Source organism: Cupriavidus sp. SW-Y-13 (genome assembly GCF_009793345.1).
Classification (GTDB): domain Bacteria; phylum Pseudomonadota; class Gammaproteobacteria; order Burkholderiales; family Burkholderiaceae; genus Cupriavidus.
In genome coordinates this window covers 2798260-2820486 of the sequence record NZ_WHLX01000001.1, presented here as the reverse complement: position 1 = coordinate 2820486, position 22227 = coordinate 2798260, and the positions used below count along the sequence as shown (strand labels likewise).

The window sequence follows — 22227 nt, the reverse complement described above, 5'->3', positions numbered from 1 at the left end:
CAACTTTTTTGTCGGGTGTTTTTGCAGTGATATTGGGTAGCAGTACTTCGATTGACTTTCCGTAGTAAGTAGAGAGAAAGAGGAGACAGTACATGTATCGTCAGCGCAGCCTGACCGCGTTCGCTCGCGTGTTGGCAATCACCGGTTTCGTGGCCGGCATCGGGGCCGCAAGCCTCCACGCACCTGCCGCCATGGCAGCGGATCCCTGGCCCAGCAAGCCTGTCACCGTGATCGTGCCGTTCCCGGCCGGTGGCGGCACCGACGCGTTTGCGCGTCCCCTGACCGCGCAGCTCTCGAAGCAGCTCGGCAAGCAGTTCGTGATCGACAACCGCGGCGGCGCGGGCGGCACCGTTGGCGCGAGCCTGGCCGCCAAGGCCGCGCCGGACGGCTACACGATCTTCATCGGCGGCGCACACCACGCTATTGCCCCGTCGTTCTACAAGAAGCTCGACTACGATATCGAGAAGGACTTCATTCCCATCACCGTGATCGCGCAGCCGCCGCAGGTGATCGTGGTGAACCCGACCAAGGTGCAGGCCAACACGCTCAAGGAACTGATCGCGTACGCCAAGCAGCATCCGGGTCAACTGAACTACGCATCGGCAGGCAATGGCTCGGCGCACCATCTGGCGGGCGAACTGTTCAAGCTGGAGACCAAGACCGATCTGGCCCACGTGCCGTACAAGGGTGCGGGTCCGGCGCTGTCGGACCTGATCGCCGGCCAGGTGGACCTGATGTTCGATGGCCTTGGCTCATCCTCGCAACATATTCGTGCGGGCCGCATCAAGGCGCTGGCCGTGGCCTCCAAGACGCGCTCGGCGGCGTTCCCGAACGTGCCGACCGCAGCGGAAGCCGGTGTGCCGAACTACGAAGTGTCCACGTGGTACGCCCTGTGGGCGCCCAAGGGTACGCCGAAGGATGTGGTGGACAAGCTGTACGCCGAAACGGCCAAGGCGCTGAACAGCCCCGAGATGAAGCAGATCTGGCTGCAGAACGGTTCCGACATTCCGCAGTTCACGCCGGAGCAGTTCGCGCAGTTCCAGCGCGCCGAGATCAAGCGCTGGGCCGAAGTGGTGCAGCGCTCGGGCGCCAAGATCGACTGATGGGCGGCACTGTCACGTTCGCGCGCGACGGGGCCGTGGCCCTGGTCACGCTGTCGCATCCGGGCAAGCTCAACGCGATCTCGGCCGGCATGTGGCAGGCGCTGGCCGCCGGGTTTGCAGAGCTGGCTGCGGATACGTCGTTGCGCTGCGTGGTGGTGCGTGGCGCCGACGGCAACTTTGCCGCCGGTGCCGATATCGCCGAGTTTCCGACGGTACGTGGCGACGCGGCTTCCGTGCGCCACTATCACACGCAGACGATTGCCCCCGCGCTGCGGGCCATCGCCGAATGTCCGCATCCCACGCTCGCCGCCATCGAAGGCGTATGTGTGGGCGGTGGGCTGGAGATCGCGTGCCATTGCGACCTGCGCATCGCTGCATCGGGCAGCCGCTTTGGTGTGCCGATCAACCGGCTGGGCTTTCCGATGGCGCCGGGTGAGTTGGGCGGTCTGCTGGCTCTGGCCGGACGCGCCGTGGCGCTGGAAATCCTGCTCGAAGGGCGGGTGTTCGATGCCGACGAAGCGGCCCGCAAGGGTCTGTTGACGCGCGTGGTGCCCGAAGCGGCGCTGCACGATGAAGTTTCCGCCACGGTCCAGCGCCTGTGTGCGGGTGCTCCACTGGCTGCGCGCATCAACAAGGCCACCATCCGCAGGCTCTCGCCCGAACCTGCACCGCTGACGGCCGCCGAGCTGGACGCACATTTCGCCTACGCCACGAGCCGCGACCATGCGGAAGGCGTGGCGGCGTTTCTGGCGCATCGGCCTCCGGATTTCACCGGGGAGTAATATGGCGGCCGGCCCGCTATCATGGCGGGCTGCACGTCATATCCAATCGTTTCCGTATCCATGAACGCCAATCTGTTCGCCCTGTTCGAATCCCGCTTTCCTGCTGACCGTACTGCCTGCTGCATCGAGACGCACGACGGGCTCTACTACACGTGGGACGATCTCGACCGCGCCACGGCGAAGATCGCCAACCTGCTGACCGCGCTGGAACTGCCTGCTGGCGCACGCGTGGCCGTGCAGGTCGAGAAGTCGGTCGAGGCGCTGTGCCTGTACCTGGCCACGCTGCGCGCCGGACTGGTTTACCTGCCGCTGAACACGGCGTACCAGGAAGCCGAGGTCGACTATTTCGTCGGTGATGCCGAGCCAGCCGTGGTGGTCTGCAGCAGCGCGAACTTCGGCTGGGTGTCGAAGGTGGCGTTCAAGCACAACACGCATCACGTCTTCACGCTCGACGAGAACCGCACCGGTTCGCTGCTGCAACGCGCCGCCCAGCAATCGGACGTGTTCACCACGGTCGAACGCCAGGACGACGATCTCGCGGCCATCCTGTACACGTCGGGCACCACGGGCCGCAGCAAGGGCGCGATGCTGACGCACCGCAATCTCGCATCGAACGCGCAGACGCTCCACGAATACTGGGGCTGGCGCAGCGACGATGTGCTGCTGCACATGCTGCCGATCTTCCATGTGCACGGACTGTTCGTGGCATCGCACGGCGCACTGCTGGCCGGCGCCAAGATGATCTGGGCGCCGAAGCTCGACATGGCGCAGATCCTCAAATTCATTCCGCGCGCCACGGTGATGATGGGCGTGCCGACTTACTACGTGCGCATGGTGCAGGAGCCGCGTTTCGACAAGGAAGTCTGCGCCAACATGCGCCTGTTCGTGTCGGGTTCCGCGCCGCTGCTGCTGGAGACCTTCGACGCCTTCCGCGAACGCACTGGCCACACGATTCTTGAGCGCTACGGCATGAGCGAAACCGTGATGCTGGTCTCGAATCCGTACGACGAGACGCTGGGCGAGCGCATTGGCGGCACCGTCGGTCTGCCGCTGCCGAACGTGGAAGTCCGCGTGGTGGATGGCGAAGGCCAGGCATGCGAGGCCAGCGTGATTGGCAACGTCGAGGTCAAGGGCCCGAACGTATTCAAGGGCTACTGGCGCATGCCGGAAAAGACCGCCCAGGAATTCACCGCCGATGGCTGGTTCAAGACCGGCGACGTGGGGCGCTTCGGCGGCGAGGTGGGCGAGCGCAAGGTGCCGGACACCTATCTGACGATCGTTGGCCGCAGCAAGGACCTGATCATTTCGGGCGGCTACAACGTCTACCCGAAAGAGATCGAGAGCTTTATCGATGAAATGCCCGGCGTGGCGGAATCCGCCGTGATCGGCGTCCCCCATGCGGACTTCGGTGAGGCCGTGGTGGCTGTGGTGGTACGCAAGCCCGGCGCGGATATCGACGAAGCCGGCATGATCGGCACGTTGAAGGGCCGCATCGCCAACTTCAAGGTGCCCAAGCGCGTGCACGTAGTGGATGAACTGCCGCGCAACACGATGGGGAAGGTGCAGAAGAATGTGTTGAGGGATCAGTACGCAAGCCTCTGAGCTTGTTTGCTCCCCTCTCCCATGAAATGGGAGAGGGGAGAACACCCATCACTTCACCATCTGCACGGCCCCATTCACCGACACCTGTACCTGCGTCTTGCCGCCTTCCACAGGGATCGGTGCGCCGGCGTCGGCGGACATGGCCTTGGCGGCGTACATGCGCGGCATCGGGGGTACCATGCCGCCGCTTTCGTTGACCGAGACTTCGCGGATGGTGTAGCTGGTATAGCCGAACAGCTTCGCGGTAGCCTGGGCCTTGTCGCGGAATGCGGCCACTGCCTGATCCGTCAGTTTCTGTTGCGTGGCCAGGCGGGCCTCGCGCGACAGCGAGAAGGCCACGTTCTGCACCTGCATCTGGCTGGCGAGTTCACCGGCGAGCTTCGACACGGCTGCAAAATCCTTCGACTTGAGGATGACCTCCGAGCGGCCACGCCATGCGCTGATCTTGCCGTTGCGATCGGTGGTGGGGTGAATCGTGAAGCCGCCCGATTGCGCTTCCACGCCCGACGTGCGCTTGGCCTGGTTCAGCACGGCCTGCGTACGGGTGGACAGTGCGTTTGAAATGGCCGACGGCTCCTGGCCTTCCTGCTCCACTGCCAGCGTCAGCTGCACCACGTCAGTCGGCACCTCGGCTACGGCTTCGGCGGACAGTGACAACACGCCCGAGGGCGGCGGCACGGTCTGGGCCGTGGCGATGGCGGCGGTGGTGGACAGCAGCGAGGCAAGCAAGAGTTTCTTCATATTGTTCTCCACATCGAAGTGATGGCCATCTGACGCGCGCCGGGCGGAATTGTTCCTCACGCGGCACAGTGCGCCAGGTTCACGAGATCGCGCAAGACGCGCATGGGGATGAAACGGGAGAGACGACGGGATGGGGTTAAACGGAGTCAAAAAAAACGGCGGACGTTCAGGCTCACCCCCGTGCCAACCTTCACTTCATCAGCTTGCTGGTGATGTAGCGCCACTCGGCGGGCGTGACCGGCGTGATCGAGAGTCGGTTGCCGCGGCGGAGCACGACCATGTCGGCCAGCGCGTCATGCTCGCGTAACGCGGGCAGCGGGATCAGCGCGGACTTGCTGACGAACTTTACATCGACGAGCGACCAGCGCGGGTCTTCCTTCTTCGATGCCTTGTCGAAATAGTCGCTTTTCGCGTCGAACTGGGTGGGGTCGGGGTAGGGCTGCGAGCAGACTTCGGCCAGTCCGGCGATGCCCGGCTCGGGGCATGAGGAATGATAGAAGAGCACGCCGTCGCCGATGCGCATCTGGTCGCGCATGAAGTTGCGCGCCTGATAGTTGCGTACGCCGGTCCAGGGCAGCGTGCCCTTGCTGGCAAGATCGTCGATGCTGGCTTCGTCCGGTTCGGACTTCATGAGCCAGTACTGGCGCGCACGCGTATCGGACATGTGAGGAAGATCAGAAGATTAGCTGATCGAAGGCACAAATGAAAAAGGCGGTGGTTCGTTGAAACCACCGCCTCTTCATCACTTGAAGGGGGTCCCCGCCTCGGCCGCTGGATCGGCATCCTGAACCCAAGTGAGGTTCAGAGTGGCTGCGGAAGTCGTATTTCGGGTACATCGGCCACTCAGGGAGTGTCAGGCAGAACCTGAAACTATGAATGTCGCGACGCGCTCGCCCACACGACATAATCCCGCACCATGCAATGCATATCGGTTCAAGGAGTTTATGACCCTCACGAACCAGGCAGGGAAACTGTCAAACGTCTGACTTTAGTTCCTTCACACAGACACATACAACCTTGTGCTGGGGATGTCAGACGTTTGCCGTTTCAATAGAGATGGGTGGAAACGGCGGCCAGGCACGATAACCCGGCCATTCGGCTGCGTCGGTCGTTTGGGCGCCGCGCAGTGGCTCCACTATACACCGCGCATCTGCGCATACCAAGTCAGACGTGTTGCACCGTTACATTTTCCATCACGACCATGGCAACACTGTCATGGTTGCATGCGAGGCGCGGCATCCGCTTCACATGCACGACATATTGTGGCCACTGCCGCGCAATTCAAGCGCGGTCAGCAGGGTTTTTTGGCACGCTGGCGAATCGCTCTAGCGCGTGCCTACATGTGCGTACTGGCGTAGTGCCTCGTCGGCGCGCTCGTTGAGTTCGCGAATGCGCGCACGCACGGCCTCCACGGGAATGGCGCCTTCCTCGTCCTGCTTGTGGCGCATTGCCAGCAGGTCCGAGGCCAGGCTGATCGCGGCCATCACGGCCACGCGTTCGACGCCCTTGGTGGAGACGGTGCCCTTCAGCTTGTTCATCTTGTCGTCGACCAGTGCCACGGCTTCGAGCAGCGCGGCCTCGTTGTCGGGCGCGATGGCGAAGCGATAAGGCTGGCCGGCGATGTTCACTTCCACTTGCTTGTTGCTCATGCGTGTTCTCCGGGGGCTTGCTGCGAGCCTTCCGATGCGGCGCGCGGAGCGCCTTCGCCGAGGAGGTCGAGCTGGCGCGCATCGCTGGCCGTGGGCAGCTTGTCGAGGATCGACTGGATGCGCAGTTGCGCTTCCTCGATCTTGATGTTGAGCAGTTCGCGGTCGGCCGCCATGGCTTCACGGTCCGCGCGCAACTGGTTCGCCTCGGACTGCAGGCGGTCGATTTCCGCACGCAGCCGCTGGTTTTCCGCCGCCAGGGTGTCGGCGTGATGCAGCACGCGTCCGATCTTGGCGGCCAGTTGTTCGAGTTCGTTGAGCATAGTGCCTGTCGTGTCCGGTAGGAGTAGTGGTCAGGTTTCGGGATTCTAGCCGATGCACGCGCGAGGTTTACCGCCAACGCGCCCGATGAGACTGGGGTGCCGCACGGAAGTTGCGTCGAAGGGCGCCAGATCGCGGCAATTCGGCGCATTTCGGCATGTCATCCACGGTTAACGGCAGCTTGACGTATCGCATTGACGCAAAACTTGAAACTCCCTACACTCGCGCACGTTCCAGGTGCTCGCGGCACCCGCACACGTCGGGGCTGCAGTTCAACGGGAAACAGGGAGCAGGGAGGGGACGCCATGTCGCCGCCGGCCAACCTGTGCTGCCCCCGCAACGGTAAGCGACCGCGAACGCGCTGTCTCATGTTTCAATCCAGCGTCCTTCGCAGGGTTGGCCTAGCGCCACTGACCGGTTCCGGTCGGGAAGGCGGCCAGCCTGATGTCGTCAGCCCGGATACCGGCCTGTAGAACGCGGGCGTCCGCCCCTAACGCGGCACGCCTCATCGCCATAGGGTCCGCGGGGGAACGGATCCGGCCGTTCTCTTCCATCCTGACTCATGCGTTTCACGCCATCCAGGTCGACCGTTGCGGCAAAGCCGTCGGTTCGCCCTTGCGCGCCTGCCATCCTGGCAGCCGTTGCCGTTGTTTCCACTTCGTCCCTGCCGGCCTTTGCGCAGTCCGCTGCCGAAGCCGCGACCCAGACGTCGCCGCAGTCCTTCGCGCCCGTCGTCGTTACTGCCTCGCGCACCGCGCAGAGTGTGACCGAGGCGTTGCCGCATACCACCGTAGTCACCCACGACGATATCGTCAACTCCCAAGCACCTGATTTGCGCTCGCTGCTGCGCGGGCAGGCAGGCATCGAATTTGCCGCCAATGGCGGCATGGGGGCCAACACCACGCTGTTCATGCGCGGTGCAAACTCGAATCAGGTGCTGATCCTGATCGATGGCGTGCGGATTGCAGGCGTGAGCGGCGGTACCGCGCAACTGGCGAACATCCTGCCCGACCAGATCGAGCGGATCGAGGTGGTGCGCGGCAATGTGTCGGCGCTGTATGGCTCGGACGCGATCGGCGGCGTGGTGCAGATCTTCACCAAGAACGGGGTCGGTCAGCCGCCGGCCGCCAATGCGCAGGTGGAGTACGGCAGCAACAACACGCGGCAGGGCACGGTGGGCTACGGCGGCCAGGTGGGCGACACATCGTTCAACGTAACCGGCTCGATCTTCAAGACCGACGGGTTCTCGTCGGTCAACTACCAGCAATGGGCAGCCGCCAATCCTGCAGCCGTGCGTCGCGGCACGGGTCCGAACCCGGGCGACAACCCGTACGAGAACAAGAGCGTCTCGGGGCAGGTGCGCCACAAGTTCACGCAGGACTGGGATGCCGGCTTCGCGGCGTACTACTCGAACAGCCAGCTTTCGTACGACAGTCTCAGCGGAAAGCCCACCGACGACTATCGGATGGACAGCGAGTTGTACACGCTGTCGGCATTCGTCAATGGCAAGGTGACGCGCGACTGGACCACGCACTTCAAGATTGCGCAGAGCGAGGACCGCGCGGAGACCACGAAGAACAGCCTGTTCGATAGCCTGTTCAGCACCCGCTCGCGCCAGTTCAACTGGCAGAACGAGTACGCGCTGACGGCAGATCACAAGCTGTTGTTCGGCACCGACTGGTTGCAGCAGGAACTCGCATCGAGTTCGTACAGCGCACCCACGCGTAACGTGTTCTCGGTCTACGGTGGCTACGAAGGCCGCATCGGCCGGCACCAGTTGCAACTGAACGCGCGCAACGACCACTATTCCGATTTCGGCAACCAGGGCAGCTTCTTCGCGGGCTACGGCTTCAATGTGACCGAGCAGGTCAAGCTGATTGCCAACCTGAGCAACGCTTTCCGCGCGCCGACGTTCAACGAGCTGTATTACCCGGGCTACGGCCAGCCGAACCTGCAACCCGAGCGCGCCAAGTCGGCAGAGGTGGGCGTGCAGGTGGATACGGTGAGCGCCGGCCTGCTGCGCGTGACCGCCTTCGAGACGCGCTACAACGACCTGATCGTCTCCACGCTGCAACCGGGCGGCCTGTATCTGGCGCAGAACGTGGCCAAGGCCAAGGTGCAGGGGATCGAGGCGTCGTGGCGCGCCACGGTCTTCGGCACAGATCTCGGCGCCAGCGTGACGTTCCAGAATCCGGTCGACGAGACCAACAACACGCAGTTGATTCGTCGTGCACGACGCCATGCATCGTTCGATGTGGGCCGCAATATTGGCAGCTGGCGTTTTGGTGGCGAGTGGCTGGTGTCGTCGGAGCGGCTCGACAATGGCTCGCGCACGCTGGGCGGATACGGTATCGTCAACCTCAATGCCCGCTACAACATCGACAAGCAATGGTTCGTTGCCGCCCGTGTGGAAAACCTGTTCGACAAGCAGTACATGCTCGCCTTCCCGTACAACACGCAGGGCCGGGCGGGGTTTGTCACGCTGGGATGGCGGCAGAAGTAAGCCATGTCTGAGTTGCGGCGCGCACTGACCGTTTGGGGCGTCCTGGCCTTGGCCGGGGCGGCCGTGTTTGCGCTGTCGCTGGCCGTGGGCAGCGTGACGCTCGATAGCACGCAGCTATGGCAGGCGCTGACCGGCGCCGATACCGGCACGGCTGGCGCCATCGTGCGCGAGTTGCGTCTGCCGCGCGCCGCCGCCGCGTTTGCCTGCGGCGGCCTGCTGGCGCTTTCCGGCGCGCTGATGCAGGTGCTACTGCGCAACCCGCTGGCCGAGCCTTACGTGCTGGGTGTCTCGGGGGGCGCGTCTACTGGCGCGCTGCTGGCCATGCTGCTGACGCTGCCCTTGTGGACGGTGCAGGCCGGCGCTGCAGGCGGTGCGCTGCTGTCCATGCTGCTCGTGGCCACGCTGGCGCGCCGTGACCTGCTGCATCCGCAAGTGCAGGGCGGCCATCACGAAGCCGGTGCGCGTCTGCTGCTGACCGGGGTCATCCTGGCGGCTGGCTGGGGTGCGCTGATCACGCTGATCCTGGCCGTCGCGCCCGAGTCGCGATTGCGCGGGATGCTGTTCTGGCTGACCGGCGATCTGGGTGGTACATCGAGCTACGGCTGGGCACTGGGCATGCTGGTGGTGGCAATGGCACTGACCTTGCCGATGGCGCGCGCGCTGAACGTGATGCTGCTTGGCGAGACCGTGGCGCAGTCGCTCGGTGTGCGCGTGGGACGCGTGCGGCTGGCCACCTTCCTGATTGCATCGTTCTCGATTGCGGCGGCGATCACCACGGCGGGATCGATCGGCTTTGTCGGCCTCGTGGTGCCGCACATGGTGCGTCTGGCCTGGGGCAACGATCAGCGCATGCTGTTGCCGGCTGCCGTGCTGCTGGGCGGCATGCTGCTGATGGCAGCGGACCTGATCGCGCGCACGGTCATCGCGCCTGCGCAGTTGCCGGTGGGCGTCATCACGGCGCTGCTCGGTGTGCCAACCTTCCTCTACTTGCTGTTGCGGAGGCCGCGATGAACCCATGGCATGAGCCACTCGCCGCATGTCCGCAACTTGCATTGCGCGATGTGAGCCTGCGCGCGGGAAGCCGCGTACTGATGCAACGGCTCTCGATGTCGATTGGCGCGGGGCAACTGTGGTGCATCGTCGGTCCCAATGGCGTTGGCAAATCCACGCTGATGGGTGTGCTGGCGGGCCTGCGCGCGCCCGATGGTGGTGCGGTCGAGGTGGATGGTGTCGCGGCCACGCATGTGCCGCCTGCCACGCTGGCGCGGCAGCGCGCGTATCTGCCGCAGGCCGTGCATGACACGTTCCCGATGAGGGTCGAGGATGCCGTGCGCATCGGTCGTCATCCGCATTTGAGCGGCTGGGGTTGGGGCCGCCGCGACGACGACAGCGTGGTGCGCGACCTCATGACCGCGCTAGATCTCGACGCATTGCGTGGTCGCGATGTGCTGACCCTGTCGGGCGGCGAGCGGCAGCGCGTGTCGTTGGCCGCTGCACTGGCGCAGCAGGCGCCGCTGCTGATGCTCGACGAGCCGGTGGCGCATCTGGACCTGCGCCACCAGATCCAGGTGCTGGAACTGCTTCAGCGTCTGACGCGCGCGGGTCGGCATGCCGTCGTGGTCATCGTGCACGATCTCACCTTGGCGCAGCGCTATGCGAGTCATGCGCTGCTGATGTCCGAGGACGGACAGGCGCTACATGGCCCGGCCTCCGACGTCCTGACTCCCGCGCAGTGCTCCCGTGCACTGCGCACCCCGATTATCCGAATCAGCGATGGCACGCACGCCGCGCTGATTCCAGATGGAAATCCGCAATGAGCGATATGGAAAACAACAATGCCGACGATGGACGCGACGAGCGTCACAAGGCGCGCATGGTGCGCAAGAAAGAAGTGGTCGACGCGAAGATCGCTTCGGCACAGGCCGAGCGCGGCGTGATCGTGATTACCACCGGCAACGGCAAGGGCAAGTCGAGTTCGGGCTTCGGCATGGTGGTGCGCGCAATGGGCCACGGCATGCAGACCGGCGTGGTCCAGTTCATCAAGGGCGCGATCCCGAGTGGCGAGGAAATGTTCCTGCGCCGCTTTCCTGAGCAATGCGAGTTCCACGTGATGGGCGAGGGCTACACCTGGGAAACGCAGGATCGTGCCCGCGATGTCGCCAAGGCCGAGGCCGCGTGGGAAGTGGCGCGCCGCATGCTGCGCGATCCGGCCATCGGCCTTGTGCTGTTCGATGAACTGAATATCGCGCTGAAGCTGCACTATCTCGATGTGGAAACCGTGATCGCCGATCTGCGCGCGCGTCCGCCGATGCAGCATGTGGTGATCACAGGCCGTGGCGCGCCGCCCGCGCTGATCGAGGCGGCGGATACGGTGACGGACATGACCCCGGTGAAGCATGCGTTCCAGCAAGGGATCAAGGCCCAACGCGGCGTGGAAATGTAGGAAAACGCCATGAAGCCGATTCTGGCGTCGTTGCGCGGCCTTGTCGTACCTGTTGTACTGCCTGCGGCCGCGCGCCTGGCCAGAACCGCTGCGCTTCGCCTTCCTGGCGTTTTCCAAAAGATCTGAAACATATGACCCATTTCCCCGACTACGCCCTGACACTGCCGCCCATCGATGCGCCCGACGAAGCGCTGCGCGCGACGCTGCAGGCAGCTATCGACGACAAGACCAAGCCGCTGGGTTCGCTCGGACGGCTGGAAGCGCTGGCGCTGCAGATCGGCATGATCCGTGGCGGCACGACGCCTGAACTGACGCGGCCTGCAGTGATCGTGTTTGCTGGCGACCACGGTGTGGCTGACGCGGGTGTCAGTGCCTACCCGGCCGAGGTGACGGCGCAGATGGTGCTGAACTTCCTGAACGGTGGCGCGGCGATCAATGTGTTCACGCGGCTGCACGGGCTGGCGCTGGAAGTGGTGGATGTTGGCGTGCGTGCGCCGCTGCCAGCGTCGGTGGGACTGGTCAACTGCCGCGTGGCCAATGGCACGCGCAACTTTGTCGAGCAGGCCGCGATGACGCCGGCCGAGACCGGCGCGGCCATCAATGCCGGTATCGTCCGCGTGCTGCGTCATGCGCAGCTGGGTACCAACGTGATCGGATTCGGCGAGATGGGTATCGCCAATACGTCTGCGGCGGCTTGCGTGATGAGCCGTCTGACGGGGTTGCCGCTGGAAGCGTGCACAGGGCGTGGCACCGGGCTCGACGACGCAGGCGTCACGCGCAAGCGCGAGATTCTGGCGCGTGCGCTGGCACAGCATCCCGACGTCACGGCGCCGCTCGATGTGTTGGCGACGTTCGGTGGTTTCGAGATCGCGGCGATGGTGGGTGCGTTCCTTGCTGCCGCCGCAAGCCGCATGGTGATACTGGTTGATGGATTCATCGCTTCGGCGGCGCTGCTGGTGGCCGCGCGCATTGATCCGAACGTGGTGCACTACTGCGTGTACTCGCATTGTTCGCACGAGCAAGGGCACCGCGCGCTGTTGGCCGAGTTCGGTGGTGAACCGCTGCTTGCACTCGACCTGCGTCTGGGCGAGGGCACCGGCGCCGCGCTGGCGTGGCCGCTCGTGGCATCGGCCGCCGCATTCCTGCGCGAGATGGCAACGTTCAGCGGCGCAGGCGTGACCAACAAATCGGCATAACAGACAGATGGCCGACGAACTCCGCTTCTTCCTGACCGCCCTCGGCTACTTCACGCGCGTGCCGCTGCCGCAGCGGCTGGCCGGATGGGTGGGGTTCGCGCCGCACTATCTCAATGCCGCAGCGCGTTACTTCCCGCTGGTAGGACTGCTGGTGGGATTGATCGCTGCGTTGGTGACGTGGGGCGCGTGGCAGTTGTGGACGCCGTCAGTGGCTATCGTGCTGGGCATGGCTGCGACGCTGCTGCTGACAGGCGCATTCCACGAAGACGGGCTGGCCGATTGCGTCGATGCATTCGGTGGTGGCTATCGCACCGAGGACGTGCTGCGGATCATGCACGATTCGCGCGTTGGCGCATTTGGTGCCATCGCCATCGTGGTGGCACTGCTGCTCAAGTGGCAATTGCTGGTAGCGGTGGGCGAGGGTGGCGGTATCGTGACGCTGCTGGCCGTGTTGATCGTTGCGCATGGCGCGAGCCGCACGATGGCGATCACGTTCCTCGCCACGCATGAATATGTGCGGCCCGAAGGCAAGGCCAAGCCCGTCGCGCAGCGTCTGGCGGGCAAGGGGTTGGTGTTTGCGCTGGCATGTGGCGTGTTGCCGCTGCTGTGGGTGTCGCCGCTGTTCGCGGTCGTGGCACTGATCGCGCTGGCTGTGCTGCGCACAGTGCTAGGCGCGTACTTCGTGCGACGCATCGGCGGTTATACGGGCGATTGCCTGGGCATGGCCCAGCAACTCGCGGAACTGACGATCTACCTCGTGGCGGCCGCATGGAAGTGGTACTGATCCGCCATGCACAGCCGGCAGTTGATCCCGGCATCTGCTATGGCAGCCTGGAACTGGCACTGATGGAGCCGATGCAGCCGGCGGCATCGCTGATCGTTGGAGGCATGGGCACGCCGGTTGGCATCATCACCAGTCCTGCAGCGCGAGCACGCGACACGGCTTCGGCCCTGCGGGCCTGTCTGCCGACGCAACCGCCGTGCGAAATCGAACCGCGTCTGCGCGAGATGGATTTTGGAAGTTGGGAAGGCCAACGCTGGGACGCCATCCCGCGCGAGGCACTGGACCTCTGGGCAGGCAATCTCATGACCGCTCGACCCCACGGTGGCGAAACCCCCGCCGAGATGCTGGAGCGAGTGGGAAGCTGGGCGGATTCGCTCGATACGCAATCTGACGCGCGCCTCTGGGTGGTCAGCCACGCGGGCACCATGCGCATGCTCGCCGCGCACTGGCTGGGCGTGCCGCTGTCGCAAACCCTGCAGTGGTCGCTGGGATTTGGCGCGACGTGCAAGTTTGTGCTGGAGGGGAGTGGGGTCAGGTTGGGGTGGTGGAATCGGGTGGTGACGTAGCTGGCTTCCCGCTGGTTTTCTCCCCTCTCCCGCTCGCGGGAGAGGGGCGGGGGTGAGGGCAAGCGGTTCTGCACCGACAAGTCGAAGATTGCACCGCTGTGCCCTCACCCCCAACCCCTCTCCCACTGTGTGGGAGAGGGGAGCTAAAACAACAGCGGGAGAGAAACACCTAACTCCGCCGCGACCTCGCCACCTCCAGATCCTTGCAGATCTCCGCCGCCCCCTTCACCACCCGTGGCCCGGCGCGATTCACCAGGTCGCCGTCGATGATGAACAGGTTGTTGCGCGCAACCGCCGTGACCTGCTTCCATTTTTCCCACATCGAGAAATCCGCGAGTGGCTTGTCCGGGCGGGTGGCGCCCATGCCCGCTGTCAGCATGACTTCGGGATTGCCGGCCACGACCGATTCCACCGATACCGTGGGCACTAGCGGGGTTTCCTTCGCAAACAGATTGCGGCCACCGCACAGGGTCAGCAGGTCGCTGATCAGATGCTCGCCGTTGAGCGTCATCAGCGGCTGCTGCCAGACCTGATAGAACACGGTCACGGGTGGACGCGCGGCGTAGGTCTTGCGCAGCGTCTCCACCTGCTGCCGGAAATCGGCGGCGGCACGGTTGGCTACGGTCTCGGTGCCCATCAGCGCGCCGAGCTTCTCGATGTTCTGGGGAATCGATTCGAGCTTGCGGGGTTCGCTGAAGAACAGTGGCATGCCGAGTGCGCGCAGGCGGTCGGTCTGCTTCTGCGCATTGCCATGGCGCCAGACCACGATCAGGTCCGGCTTTAGTGCGGCGATGCGTTCAAGGTCCAGCGACTTGTTGTCACCCACGCGCGGGATGTCCCGCGCTTGCGGTGGATAGTCGCTGTAGCTCACGGTGCCGACGATGCGGTCACCGCCGCCTGCCGCGTAGATCAATTCGGTCACATGCGGTGCCAGCGAGACGATGCGGCGCGCCGGAGCGTTGAGCGTGACGGGCTGGCCGCTGTCGTCGGTGATGGTGATGGCCGCGTGGGCGGAGCCGAGCGTAAGGCACGCTGCGGCGATCAGGAAAGCAAATCTAGTAGCCATCTGGGTTCATGACTTGGGACAGGGTATCGAATGCCTTGGAAATCTGCGCCCAGGCGCGTGGGGAGCCGGGCGGCAGTCCGAAGCGAAGGCCGGGCGGGGAGCCGCCTGCCGCCGGGAAGTAGCGCGTCCAGACCTGATCTGCGGCGAGAACAGTCTGTATCCATTCAGCATCGGGATGCGGCACCCAGCAGAACAGCGAATGGCGCACGGGCTCGAAGCCGCACTCGACCAGGAACTGGCGCAATTTTTCCGAGCGATGGATCAACTGTGCGCGCGTGATCGATTCCCACGACACATCGTCCAGCACGATTCGTGCGACGGCGCGGGCCGGGCCGGACACCGTCCAGTGACCGAGCACTTCGGACAGCGCCGTCAGCAGCGCAGGCGCAGCGAGCACGAATCCGCAACGCACACCGGCCAGCCCGAAGAACTTGCCGATGGAGCGCAGCACGACGAGCCCCTTCTGATGACTGTGCGGTGCAATGGTCTGGTCGGGCGTGCAGTCCATGAACGCCTCGTCCACGAGCAGCGTGCCGCCACGTTTCGCAAGGTCCGCATGCCACTGCAGCAGTGTCTCGGGCGGCAGTTGCCGTGCAGTCGGGTTGTTCGGATTGACGACGACCAGATGGTCGAGCGATGCGCCAAGATCGTCGCGCAGGAAATCGGCTTCGTCGAGCAGCACAACCTCGTGCCCTGCGCGGGCGAATGCCGGGGCGTATTCGCTATAGCCGAGCGCGGCAACGCCTACGCGTCCACGCTTGAGCAGCGTGGGCAGCGCGCGGATGGCCGCTTGCGAACCCGCCACGGGTAATGCGTGTTTGGCATCGTAGTAATGCGCGGCGAATGCGGCGAGGCCGTCTTCATCCTCGGGCAGTCGTTGCCACGCAGAGGCGGGGAGCTGCGGCACGGGATAGCCGTCGGGATTGATGCCGGTGGAGAGATCGACCCAGTATTGGGCGCGACCTCCATACTCCTTCATCGCACGCTGGAGATCCCCGCCGTGTCGAATGGTGTTCGTCATGATGTCGTTATCAGGCTGGTCAGTGGCACGCTCAACATCGCCACACCGAGCCACAGCCACAGCGTGCGTTGCACGAGCCGCAGGCACGCATGCACATGCGTGGCCGCCGGTGTCGCGCCGATGCCGAGCGGCGGTCGTTCTTCCCATTCGCCGTGGTAGTGCGCGCCGCCACCGAGCGCCACGCCCACGGCGCCGGCGCCCGACGCCATCACGGGGCCCGCGTTCGGGCTTGACCATCCGGGTGCCTGCGTACGCCAGCAGCGCAGTGCTTGCGCCGTGGCGCCGAGCAGTGCGTAGGACAGCGCGGTGAGCCGGGCCGGTATCAGGTTAAGCAGATCGTCTATGCGGGCGGCGGCCCAGCCGAACATTTCCCAGCGCGGCGTGCGATAGCCCCACATCGCGTCGAGCGTGTTGGCGAGGCGGAACACGATCACGGCCGGCGCGCCACCCACGAGAAACCAGAACAGCGCGCCGAAGATCGCGTCGTTGCCGTTCTCAAGGGCGGATTCGCAGGCCGCGCGCGCCAGCGCCTCGGTGTCGGCATCGACGGTATCGCGCGAGACGATACGCGCGGTCAGCGTGCGGGCCGTGGGCAAATCAGCGCGATCCAGTGCATCGGCAATCGGCGCGATATGTTGCGCGAGACTCTGCGCGCCCAGCGCGAAGTAGAGTGCCACGGCGTTCAATATCCACGCGAGCAGGGGATGCACGGCGTTGGCCCGCGCGACAATCCACCACGCCAGGGCGGCAGGTCCCAGCACGATCAAAGTCCACGCAAACAATCCGGCGAGTCGTTGTCGAGGCGCGCTGCGTGCGGGACGATTCAGGGCATTGGCGACGGCGGTGGCCACGCGACCAAATCCGACGAGCGGATGCCAGCGGCGTGGCTCGCCAAGCCAGCGGTCCAGCAGCACGCCGGCGAGTGCGGCCGCCACGCAGGCGGCCCAGGACAACATGATCATCGCGCGTGATTGCCGCGGGCAGGGGAAGTGGGGGAGGCAGGATCTTTGACGGCCACCGGGATGCCGGCTACGAGCAGGCGCACGCGATCGGCGGCGGCGGCCAGCTTCTGGTTCAGGCGTCCCAGCTCATCGACATAGAAGCGCGTGATGGCACCCATCGGCACCACGCCGAAGCCGATCTCGTTCGAGACCAGGATCACGTGGCCGGGCAGCATCGGCAGCGCGGTCATCAGCGCGTCGATTTCCTCGGTGAACGCAGGCGGCGGTGTGATGACGCCGTGGTCGGGATATTCGCGGTTGTCGCCGAAGATCAGGTTGTTGAGCCACAGCGTCACGCAATCCACGAGGATGCAGCCATCGTGGCGCGCGTGGGCGTAGAGCGCATCCGCCAGATGCATCGGTTCCTCGACCAGTGTCCAGTCAGCCGGACGACGCGCGCGATGCAGTGCGATGCGCAGCTCCATCTCTTCGTCGGCGGGTTCGGCATCGTGGCGCGCGGTGGCGATGTACGTGACCGGCCCGCGCATCAGGGCGGCGTGGTCGGTGGCAAGCTGCTCGGCGAAATGGCTTTTGCCCGAGCGCGCGCCGCCCAGTACCAGCGTCAGTTCGCGCGCCGGCCCCGGGTTGGACGACTGTGGTTGCGCGGCGGTCTCGGTGACCGGATTGCTGGCCGTGGCGGCGCCTGCCGCAGCCGGTTCGGCGGCAGCCGTGATATTGAGCGCCTGAGGGGGGGCCTGGGTGTTCATCCGGCGTATTGTAGCCGTCGCATCGCGCCGCCGCATGCACGGAACTTGCAGGCTGGCGATCCATTTCGCCGCGCCGGAAGCCGGGGCTGCTGCGATAATCTCGCGATGCGAAACGATCCCGCCGCCAACTTCCCGATTCCCGATGCTGCGCGTGCCCTGCGCGGCACGCTGATGGTCCAGGGCACCACATCCGATGCCGGCAAAAGCACCATCGTGGCCGGACTGTGCCGCGTACTGGCGCGCGCCGGGGTGCCGGTGGCGCCGTTCAAGCCGCAGAACATGGCGCTCAACAGCGCGGTGACCGTCGACGGCGGGGAGATCGGCCGTGCGCAGGCGCTGCAGGCGCAGGCGGCCGGGCTGGCACCGCATACCGACATGAATCCCGTCCTGCTCAAGCCGAGCAGCGATATCGGCGCGCAGGTCATTATCCACGGCCGCGCCCGCATGGACCTCGACGCACGCGCCTATCACGCCTACAAGCCGCAGGCGATGGCGGCGGTGCTGGAGAGCCATGCGCGGCTGACCGGGGCCTACAAGGTGGTGATGGTGGAGGGCGCGGGAAGCCCCGCCGAAGTGAACCTGCGCGACCGCGACATCGCCAATATGGGCTTCGCGGAGCGCGTGGATTGTCCGGTCGTGATCGTGGCAGATATCGACCGGGGCGGCGTGTTTGCCCATCTGGTGGGCACGCTCGATTGCCTGTCCGAATCCGAACGGGCGCGCGTGACGGGGTTCATCATCAACCGCTTCCGGGGCGATATCGCGCTGCTGCAACCGGGGCTGGACTGGCTGACTGCGCGCACGGGCAAGCCGGTGTTCGGCGTGCTGCCCTACCTGCACGGCCTGCACCTCGATGCGGAAGACGCCATTGCCAGCGGGCAGGTGGCGCGTGGCGATGGCGATGCCGAGGTGCTGCGCGTGATCGTGCCCGTGCTGCCGCGTATTTCGAACCATACGGATTTCGATGCGCTGCGCGCGCATCCGCAGGTGGACCTGCGTTTCATCGGACCCGGCATGCCGATTCCGCCTGCGGACCTGGTGATCCTGCCGGGCAGCAAGAGCGTGCGTGCCGACTTGGCGTTCCTGCGTGCGAATGGCTGGGAGAGCGCCTTGCAGCGGCACTTGCGCTATGGCGGCAAGCTGGCGGGGATCTGCGGTGGCATGCAGATGCTGGGTCGCCTGATTCACGATCCCGATGGACGCGAAGGTCCGGCGGGATCGAGTGAGGGTTTGGGGCTGCTCGATTTCGAAACGACGCTGGCGTCTGACAAGCAGTTGCGGCGGGTCAGCGGCAAGCTGGCGCTCGAAGAGGGCGTGGGTGCGACTGTGGAAGGCTACGAGATTCATCTCGGCGTGACCGCTGGCGCCGCGCTCGATCGTCCGGCACTGTGGCTGGACGATGCCGAGGGCGGGCGCCGTCCCGACGGCGCGGTGTCCGCCGACAATCAGGTGCTCGCTACCTATTGCCACGGCCTGTTCGACCAGCCCGACGGATGCGGCGCGCTGCTGCGCTGGGCCGGGCTGTCCGGCGCCAATGGCGTGGATCTCGATGCGCTGCGCGAGGCATCGATCGAACGGCTGGCCGACAGCATGGCCGTCAATCTTGATCTTGCGGCGATGTTCGCGCCGCTCGTACAGAAGTAGGCGATAGGTCGTCAGGGCCCCGGCGCGAGCCGGCTGACCAGCGCGTCCACATCCTCCCAGGTCACGCGGCGCACGGCCACCATGAAGTCCGTGCCGGGGAACGGGTCGTTGAACATGTCCGATTCCACGCCGCCGAGCCGACGATAAAACTCGCGCGCCTGGACATTGCCATCGAGCACGTAGAGAAACAGCGCCTTGCCCGGCCACTGGCTGGCCGCGCGGCAAGCGCAATGGGACATCAGCGTCTTGCCGTAGCCACGTCCGTGATACTGCTGCATCACATGAAGGTTGTCGACGTAGATGCCATAGCCGGGTTCGGCAAGCGGCATCAGGCATGAGAAGCCAGCCGGCTGGCCGTCCACGCGCAGGATCGTGACTTCGATGGGCGCTTCGGCACCGTCCAGCATGCGGGCACGCCAGGTGGCCAGGCGTTCGTTCACGGCGTGGACGTCAAGGTATTCGTTGGGAATCAGGCCGGCGTAGGCATGGCGCCAGCTATCCGCGTGCATCGAGGCCAGCAGGTCGGCATCGGCCGACGTGGCAGGAACCAGTTCAATCAGGGGCATGACGGAGGCGCGCAACGCGCCGGATAGAGGAATCAGGGGGCGAAGCCGATCTTAACAATGCACTGTTAGAATCGCGAATTCTTCGCATTTGCATTTGCGCGCTGGCGCACAGATGCGACGCCGAATGCCCTCAAAAAAGGGCGCTGCAGGGGGCAACCGGCCTCAGCGGCCAGAAAAACGCCTTTCAACAATTGCCCTCGCCATGGTCTCCGGCCGACTTCGCACCGTACTCCGCAAGCTACACCTTTACATCGGGCTGGTCTTCGGACTGCTGTTCATCATGCTGGGCCTGACCGGTACGGCGATTTCCTGGCGTGACGAACTCGACAGGTGGCTCAACCCCGATCTGCTGCAGGCTGTTTCCGCCACGCGCATTCCCGTGGGCGCGGCCACCGTGGAAACGGTGACCGCGAGACTGCTGGCCGATCCCAAGTACGGCAAGCCGAACCTGCTGATGCTGCCGGTGGACGAGCATGACGTGTTCATCGCCTATTACCCCATCCATGGCGAACAGGCGGCGGTGGGACGCTCGCGGCAGGTCATGATCGATCCCATCACGCTGGCCGTGAAGGGCGAGCGGCTCTGGGGCGTGCCGGGGCTTTCGCGCCCGCAGTTGCTGCCGACGATGTTCCATCTTCACCGTTACCTGCTGTCGGGCGATACCGGCAAGACGATCATCGGCGTGACCGGGATGATGCTGCTGTTGTCGGTCCTGCTGGGCATTGCGCTGTGGTGGCCCAAGGCCACCCAGCGTGCTTGGAAGCAGGCGGTGCGGATTACCCACGGTGGTTCGTGGTCGCGGTTCAACTATTCGTTCCACCGCGCCGCCGGGATTTTCGTGGCGCCGGTGCTGGCCATCACCGCGTTTTCGGGCTGGTATCTGAACCTGCCGAAATGGGTCACGCCGATCATCGCAAGCGTGGCCACGGTGAGTCCCCAGGTGAAGCACCAGTCCGAGACACCGCCGCCCGGCACCCGCGCAATCACCCCGGCCCAGGCCATGACCGCCGCGCAGCAGCAGTTTCCCGACGCACTGGTGACGCGCGTGGGCCTGCCGCGCAAACCTGGCGATGCGTATGAGGTGCGCCTGCGGCAGAACGCCGAGATCCAGGGCGGCAGCGGCGCTACGCGCCTGTGGCTCGACGCCTATACCGGCCGCCCGCTTGGCGTGCGCGACCCGCTCAATGGCGCGTCCGGCGATACGCTGATCAGCTGGCTCTTTCCGCTCCACACCGGCGAAGCGTTCGGCAGCTACGGCCGTGCGTTCATCACCGTGTTCGGCTTGATGCCGCTGGCGTTTGCCGTGACGGGAGTGCTGATCTGGTGGAAACGCCGCAGCGGACATCGGCGGCATCTGGAGAGGGAGCGGGGGAGAATTGTTCCCCTCTCCCGCGGGCGGGAGAGGGGTTAGGGGAGAGGGCCGGAGGGTCTGCTTGCCGACCGCTCGCAATTTGCACGGCTGGCCCTCTCCCCCGCCCCTCTCCCACTTCGCGGGAGAGGGGAGCAAACAAGCTGGAGCGAGTTAGATCTCGAGGTTATCAATCAACCGCGTATTCCCCAGCTTCGCGGCCGTCAGCACCACCAGCGGTTCTCCTACCGCGAATTCCTCGCGCGTCGGAGGTTGCAGGTTGTCCTGCTTGCGGATCGACACATAGTCAGCCTGCCAGCCACGGCCCTGAAGCTTCGCCAGCGCATCGGCTTCCACCTTGAGCAGGTCCACATTGCCGTTGCCGAGCACGGTGTCGCGCACTTCGTGCAGTGTCTTGTAGAGGATGGGGGCCTCGGCGCGTTCGGCTTCGGTCAGGTAGCGGTTGCGTGACGATAGCGCCAGGCCGTCTTCCGCACGAATGGTCTCGGCCGGGATGATGTCCACGGGCAAGGCGAACTGCTTGGCCATGCGGCGCACGATCATCAACTGCTGGTAGTCCTTCTTGCCGAACACGGCCACGCGCGGCTGCACGCAGCAGAACAGTTTCATGACCACGGTGCAGACGCCCTTGAAGAAGCCGGGGCGGAACTCGCCTTCCAGGATATCGCCCAGATCATGCGGCGGATCGACGCGGTATTCCTGCGGCACCGGGTACATGTCGCGCTCGGTCGGGGCAAAGAGTACGTAGACGCCTTCGCTCTGCAGCTTCTCGATATCGTCCTGCAGCGTGCGCGGGTACTTGTCGAAATCCTCGTTCGGGCCGAACTGCAGCCGGTTGACGAAGATCGACGCTACCACCGGGTCGCCGTGCTGGCGCGCCAGACGCATCAACGACAGGTGGCCCTCATGCAGGTTGCCCATGGTGGGAACGAATGCCACGCGGTTCTGGCCGCGCAACTGGTCCCGTAGCGCCTCGATCGAAGAAATGACTTTCATGAATGTGGTGAGCGGTCGTGGTAGGAGCGTCCCGGCCGCCGTGCTTCGGGGCGGGGCCGGGTATGCCGGACTCTCATGTGGGTGCGTGGGCCGGCTGTCGGCGGATTGTAGAGCATCCGCGCCGGTTCAGGCCTGGGGATGGGCCTCGGTACGTCCGCCAGGCGGGACAG

At 65.1% G+C, this 22227-nt stretch carries 22 protein-coding genes, 1 other RNA gene and 1 riboswitch; of the genes, 12 read left to right on the top strand and 11 right to left on the bottom strand.

Features of this window, described 5'->3' with window-relative positions:
* Window positions 1-92 precede the first annotated feature (92 nt).
* The 3 genes from GA566_RS12575 to GA566_RS12565 are packed head-to-tail and all read left to right on the top strand — an operon-like array spanning window position 93 to window position 3487.
* Window positions 93-1103, top strand: coding sequence for a tripartite tricarboxylate transporter substrate binding protein (locus tag GA566_RS12575; RefSeq protein WP_137926918.1), 1011 nt, complete (start codon window positions 93-95; stop codon window positions 1101-1103).
* Complete coding sequence (locus GA566_RS12570; protein ID WP_137926919.1) at window positions 1103-1885, top strand: enoyl-CoA hydratase/isomerase family protein; 783 nt, start codon at window positions 1103-1105, stop codon at window positions 1883-1885. Before GA566_RS12575 ends, GA566_RS12570 begins: the two co-directional genes overlap by 1 nt.
* A 60-nt stretch (window positions 1886-1945) precedes the next feature.
* The gene (locus GA566_RS12565; RefSeq protein ID WP_160472898.1) at window positions 1946-3487 is read left to right on the top strand and encodes a malonyl-CoA synthase; all 1542 of its coding nucleotides are present in this window, start codon (window positions 1946-1948) and stop codon (window positions 3485-3487) included.
* A 48-nt stretch (window positions 3488-3535) separates the two neighbouring features.
* Here GA566_RS12565 and GA566_RS12560 read toward each other — a convergent pair whose 3' ends face one another.
* The 5 genes from GA566_RS12560 to GA566_RS12540 all read right to left on the bottom strand — a co-directional run bounded on the left by GA566_RS12560 (window position 3536) and on the right by GA566_RS12540 (window position 6197).
* Window positions 3536-4228 carry an SIMPL domain-containing protein gene (locus tag GA566_RS12560; protein WP_137926921.1) on the bottom strand — a complete coding sequence of 231 codons (693 nt, stop codon included), beginning with the start codon at window positions 4226-4228 and terminating at the stop codon, window positions 3536-3538.
* 190 nt (window positions 4229-4418) lie between these two features.
* Window positions 4419-4892, bottom strand: a complete 474-nt coding sequence (locus GA566_RS12555) for an EVE domain-containing protein (RefSeq protein WP_137926922.1) — start codon at window positions 4890-4892, stop codon at window positions 4419-4421.
* Window positions 4893-4980: 88 nt separating this feature from the next.
* Window positions 4981-5200: non-coding RNA, 6S RNA (gene ssrS / locus GA566_RS12550), on the bottom strand.
* A gap of 353 nt (window positions 5201-5553) precedes the next feature.
* Window positions 5554-5877 (bottom strand): cell division protein ZapA, encoded by a 324-nt coding sequence (locus GA566_RS12545; RefSeq protein WP_137926923.1) that lies wholly within the window; start codon window positions 5875-5877, stop codon window positions 5554-5556.
* The gene (locus GA566_RS12540; protein ID WP_137926924.1) at window positions 5874-6197 is read right to left on the bottom strand and encodes a hypothetical protein; all 324 of its coding nucleotides are present in this window, start codon (window positions 6195-6197) and stop codon (window positions 5874-5876) included. Before GA566_RS12540 ends, GA566_RS12545 begins: the two co-directional genes overlap by 4 nt.
* Before the next feature lie 216 nt (window positions 6198-6413).
* Window positions 6414-6681: riboswitch (cobalamin riboswitch) on the top strand.
* A 76-nt stretch (window positions 6682-6757) separates the two neighbouring features.
* Between GA566_RS12540 and GA566_RS12535 the strand changes: the two genes are divergently transcribed.
* The 7 genes from GA566_RS12535 to cobC all read left to right on the top strand — a co-directional run bounded on the left by GA566_RS12535 (window position 6758) and on the right by cobC (window position 13687).
* Entirely contained in the window at window positions 6758-8698 is a 1941-nt protein-coding gene (locus GA566_RS12535; protein WP_137926925.1) for a TonB-dependent receptor domain-containing protein, read from the top strand.
* Window positions 8699-8701: 3 nt separating this feature from the next.
* On the top strand, window positions 8702-9709 hold the full coding sequence (locus GA566_RS12530; RefSeq protein ID WP_137926926.1) for an iron ABC transporter permease: 1008 nt from the start codon (window positions 8702-8704) through the stop codon (window positions 9707-9709).
* Entirely contained in the window at window positions 9706-10515 is an 810-nt protein-coding gene (locus GA566_RS12525) for an ABC transporter ATP-binding protein (RefSeq protein WP_137926927.1), read from the top strand. The genes GA566_RS12530 and GA566_RS12525 overlap by 4 nt, the downstream gene beginning before the upstream one ends.
* Window positions 10512-11141, top strand: a complete 630-nt coding sequence (cobO, locus tag GA566_RS12520) for a cob(I)yrinic acid a,c-diamide adenosyltransferase (RefSeq protein WP_160472897.1) — start codon at window positions 10512-10514, stop codon at window positions 11139-11141. The genes GA566_RS12525 and cobO overlap by 4 nt, the downstream gene beginning before the upstream one ends.
* 131 nt (window positions 11142-11272) lie before the next feature.
* Window positions 11273-12337: a nicotinate-nucleotide--dimethylbenzimidazole phosphoribosyltransferase gene (gene cobT / locus GA566_RS12515; RefSeq protein ID WP_160472896.1), complete on the top strand. Its 1065-nt coding sequence runs from the start codon at window positions 11273-11275 to the stop codon at window positions 12335-12337.
* Window positions 12338-12344: 7 nt separating this feature from the next.
* Window positions 12345-13121, top strand: a complete 777-nt coding sequence (locus GA566_RS12510) for an adenosylcobinamide-GDP ribazoletransferase (protein ID WP_160472895.1) — start codon at window positions 12345-12347, stop codon at window positions 13119-13121.
* Window positions 13106-13687, top strand: coding sequence for an alpha-ribazole phosphatase family protein (cobC, locus tag GA566_RS12505; protein ID WP_160472894.1), 582 nt, complete (start codon window positions 13106-13108; stop codon window positions 13685-13687). Before GA566_RS12510 ends, cobC begins: the two co-directional genes overlap by 16 nt.
* A gap of 169 nt (window positions 13688-13856) precedes the next feature.
* Here the strand turns inward: cobC and GA566_RS12500 are convergent, their stop codons facing one another.
* From GA566_RS12500 to cobU, 4 genes are read right to left on the bottom strand one after another with little or no spacing between them, the layout of a single operon-like run.
* Window positions 13857-14753, bottom strand: coding sequence for a cobalamin-binding protein (locus GA566_RS12500; RefSeq protein ID WP_137926932.1), 897 nt, complete (start codon window positions 14751-14753; stop codon window positions 13857-13859).
* Entirely contained in the window at window positions 14743-15774 is a 1032-nt protein-coding gene (gene cobD / locus GA566_RS12495; RefSeq protein WP_160472893.1) for a threonine-phosphate decarboxylase CobD, read from the bottom strand. Before cobD ends, GA566_RS12500 begins: the two co-directional genes overlap by 11 nt.
* Window positions 15771-16736 carry an adenosylcobinamide-phosphate synthase CbiB gene (cbiB, locus tag GA566_RS12490; protein ID WP_160472892.1) on the bottom strand — a complete coding sequence of 322 codons (966 nt, stop codon included), beginning with the start codon at window positions 16734-16736 and terminating at the stop codon, window positions 15771-15773. Before cbiB ends, cobD begins: the two co-directional genes overlap by 4 nt.
* Entirely contained in the window at window positions 16733-17482 is a 750-nt protein-coding gene (cobU, locus tag GA566_RS12485; RefSeq protein ID WP_160472891.1) for a bifunctional adenosylcobinamide kinase/adenosylcobinamide-phosphate guanylyltransferase, read from the bottom strand. The genes cbiB and cobU overlap by 4 nt, the downstream gene beginning before the upstream one ends.
* Window positions 17483-17653: 171 nt before the next feature.
* Between cobU and GA566_RS12480 the strand changes: the two genes are divergently transcribed.
* Window positions 17654-19126 (top strand): cobyric acid synthase, encoded by a 1473-nt coding sequence (locus GA566_RS12480; RefSeq protein WP_160473296.1) that lies wholly within the window; start codon window positions 17654-17656, stop codon window positions 19124-19126.
* Between the two features lie 11 nt (window positions 19127-19137).
* Here GA566_RS12480 and GA566_RS12475 read toward each other — a convergent pair whose 3' ends face one another.
* On the bottom strand, window positions 19138-19692 hold the full coding sequence (locus GA566_RS12475; RefSeq protein WP_171020471.1) for a GNAT family N-acetyltransferase: 555 nt from the start codon (window positions 19690-19692) through the stop codon (window positions 19138-19140).
* Window positions 19693-19894: 202 nt separating this feature from the next.
* Here GA566_RS12475 and GA566_RS12470 point away from each other — a divergent pair, with 202 nt between their 5' ends.
* On the top strand, window positions 19895-21103 hold the full coding sequence (locus GA566_RS12470) for a PepSY domain-containing protein (protein ID WP_137926937.1): 1209 nt from the start codon (window positions 19895-19897) through the stop codon (window positions 21101-21103).
* Window positions 21104-21214: 111 nt separating this feature from the next.
* On the opposite strand, the gene panC is transcribed toward GA566_RS12470, so the two are convergent.
* A complete protein-coding gene (gene panC / locus GA566_RS12465) occupies window positions 21215-22057 on the bottom strand; it encodes a pantoate--beta-alanine ligase (protein ID WP_160472890.1) in 843 nt (280 codons plus the stop codon).
* Window positions 22058-22227: the final 170 nt, after the last annotated feature.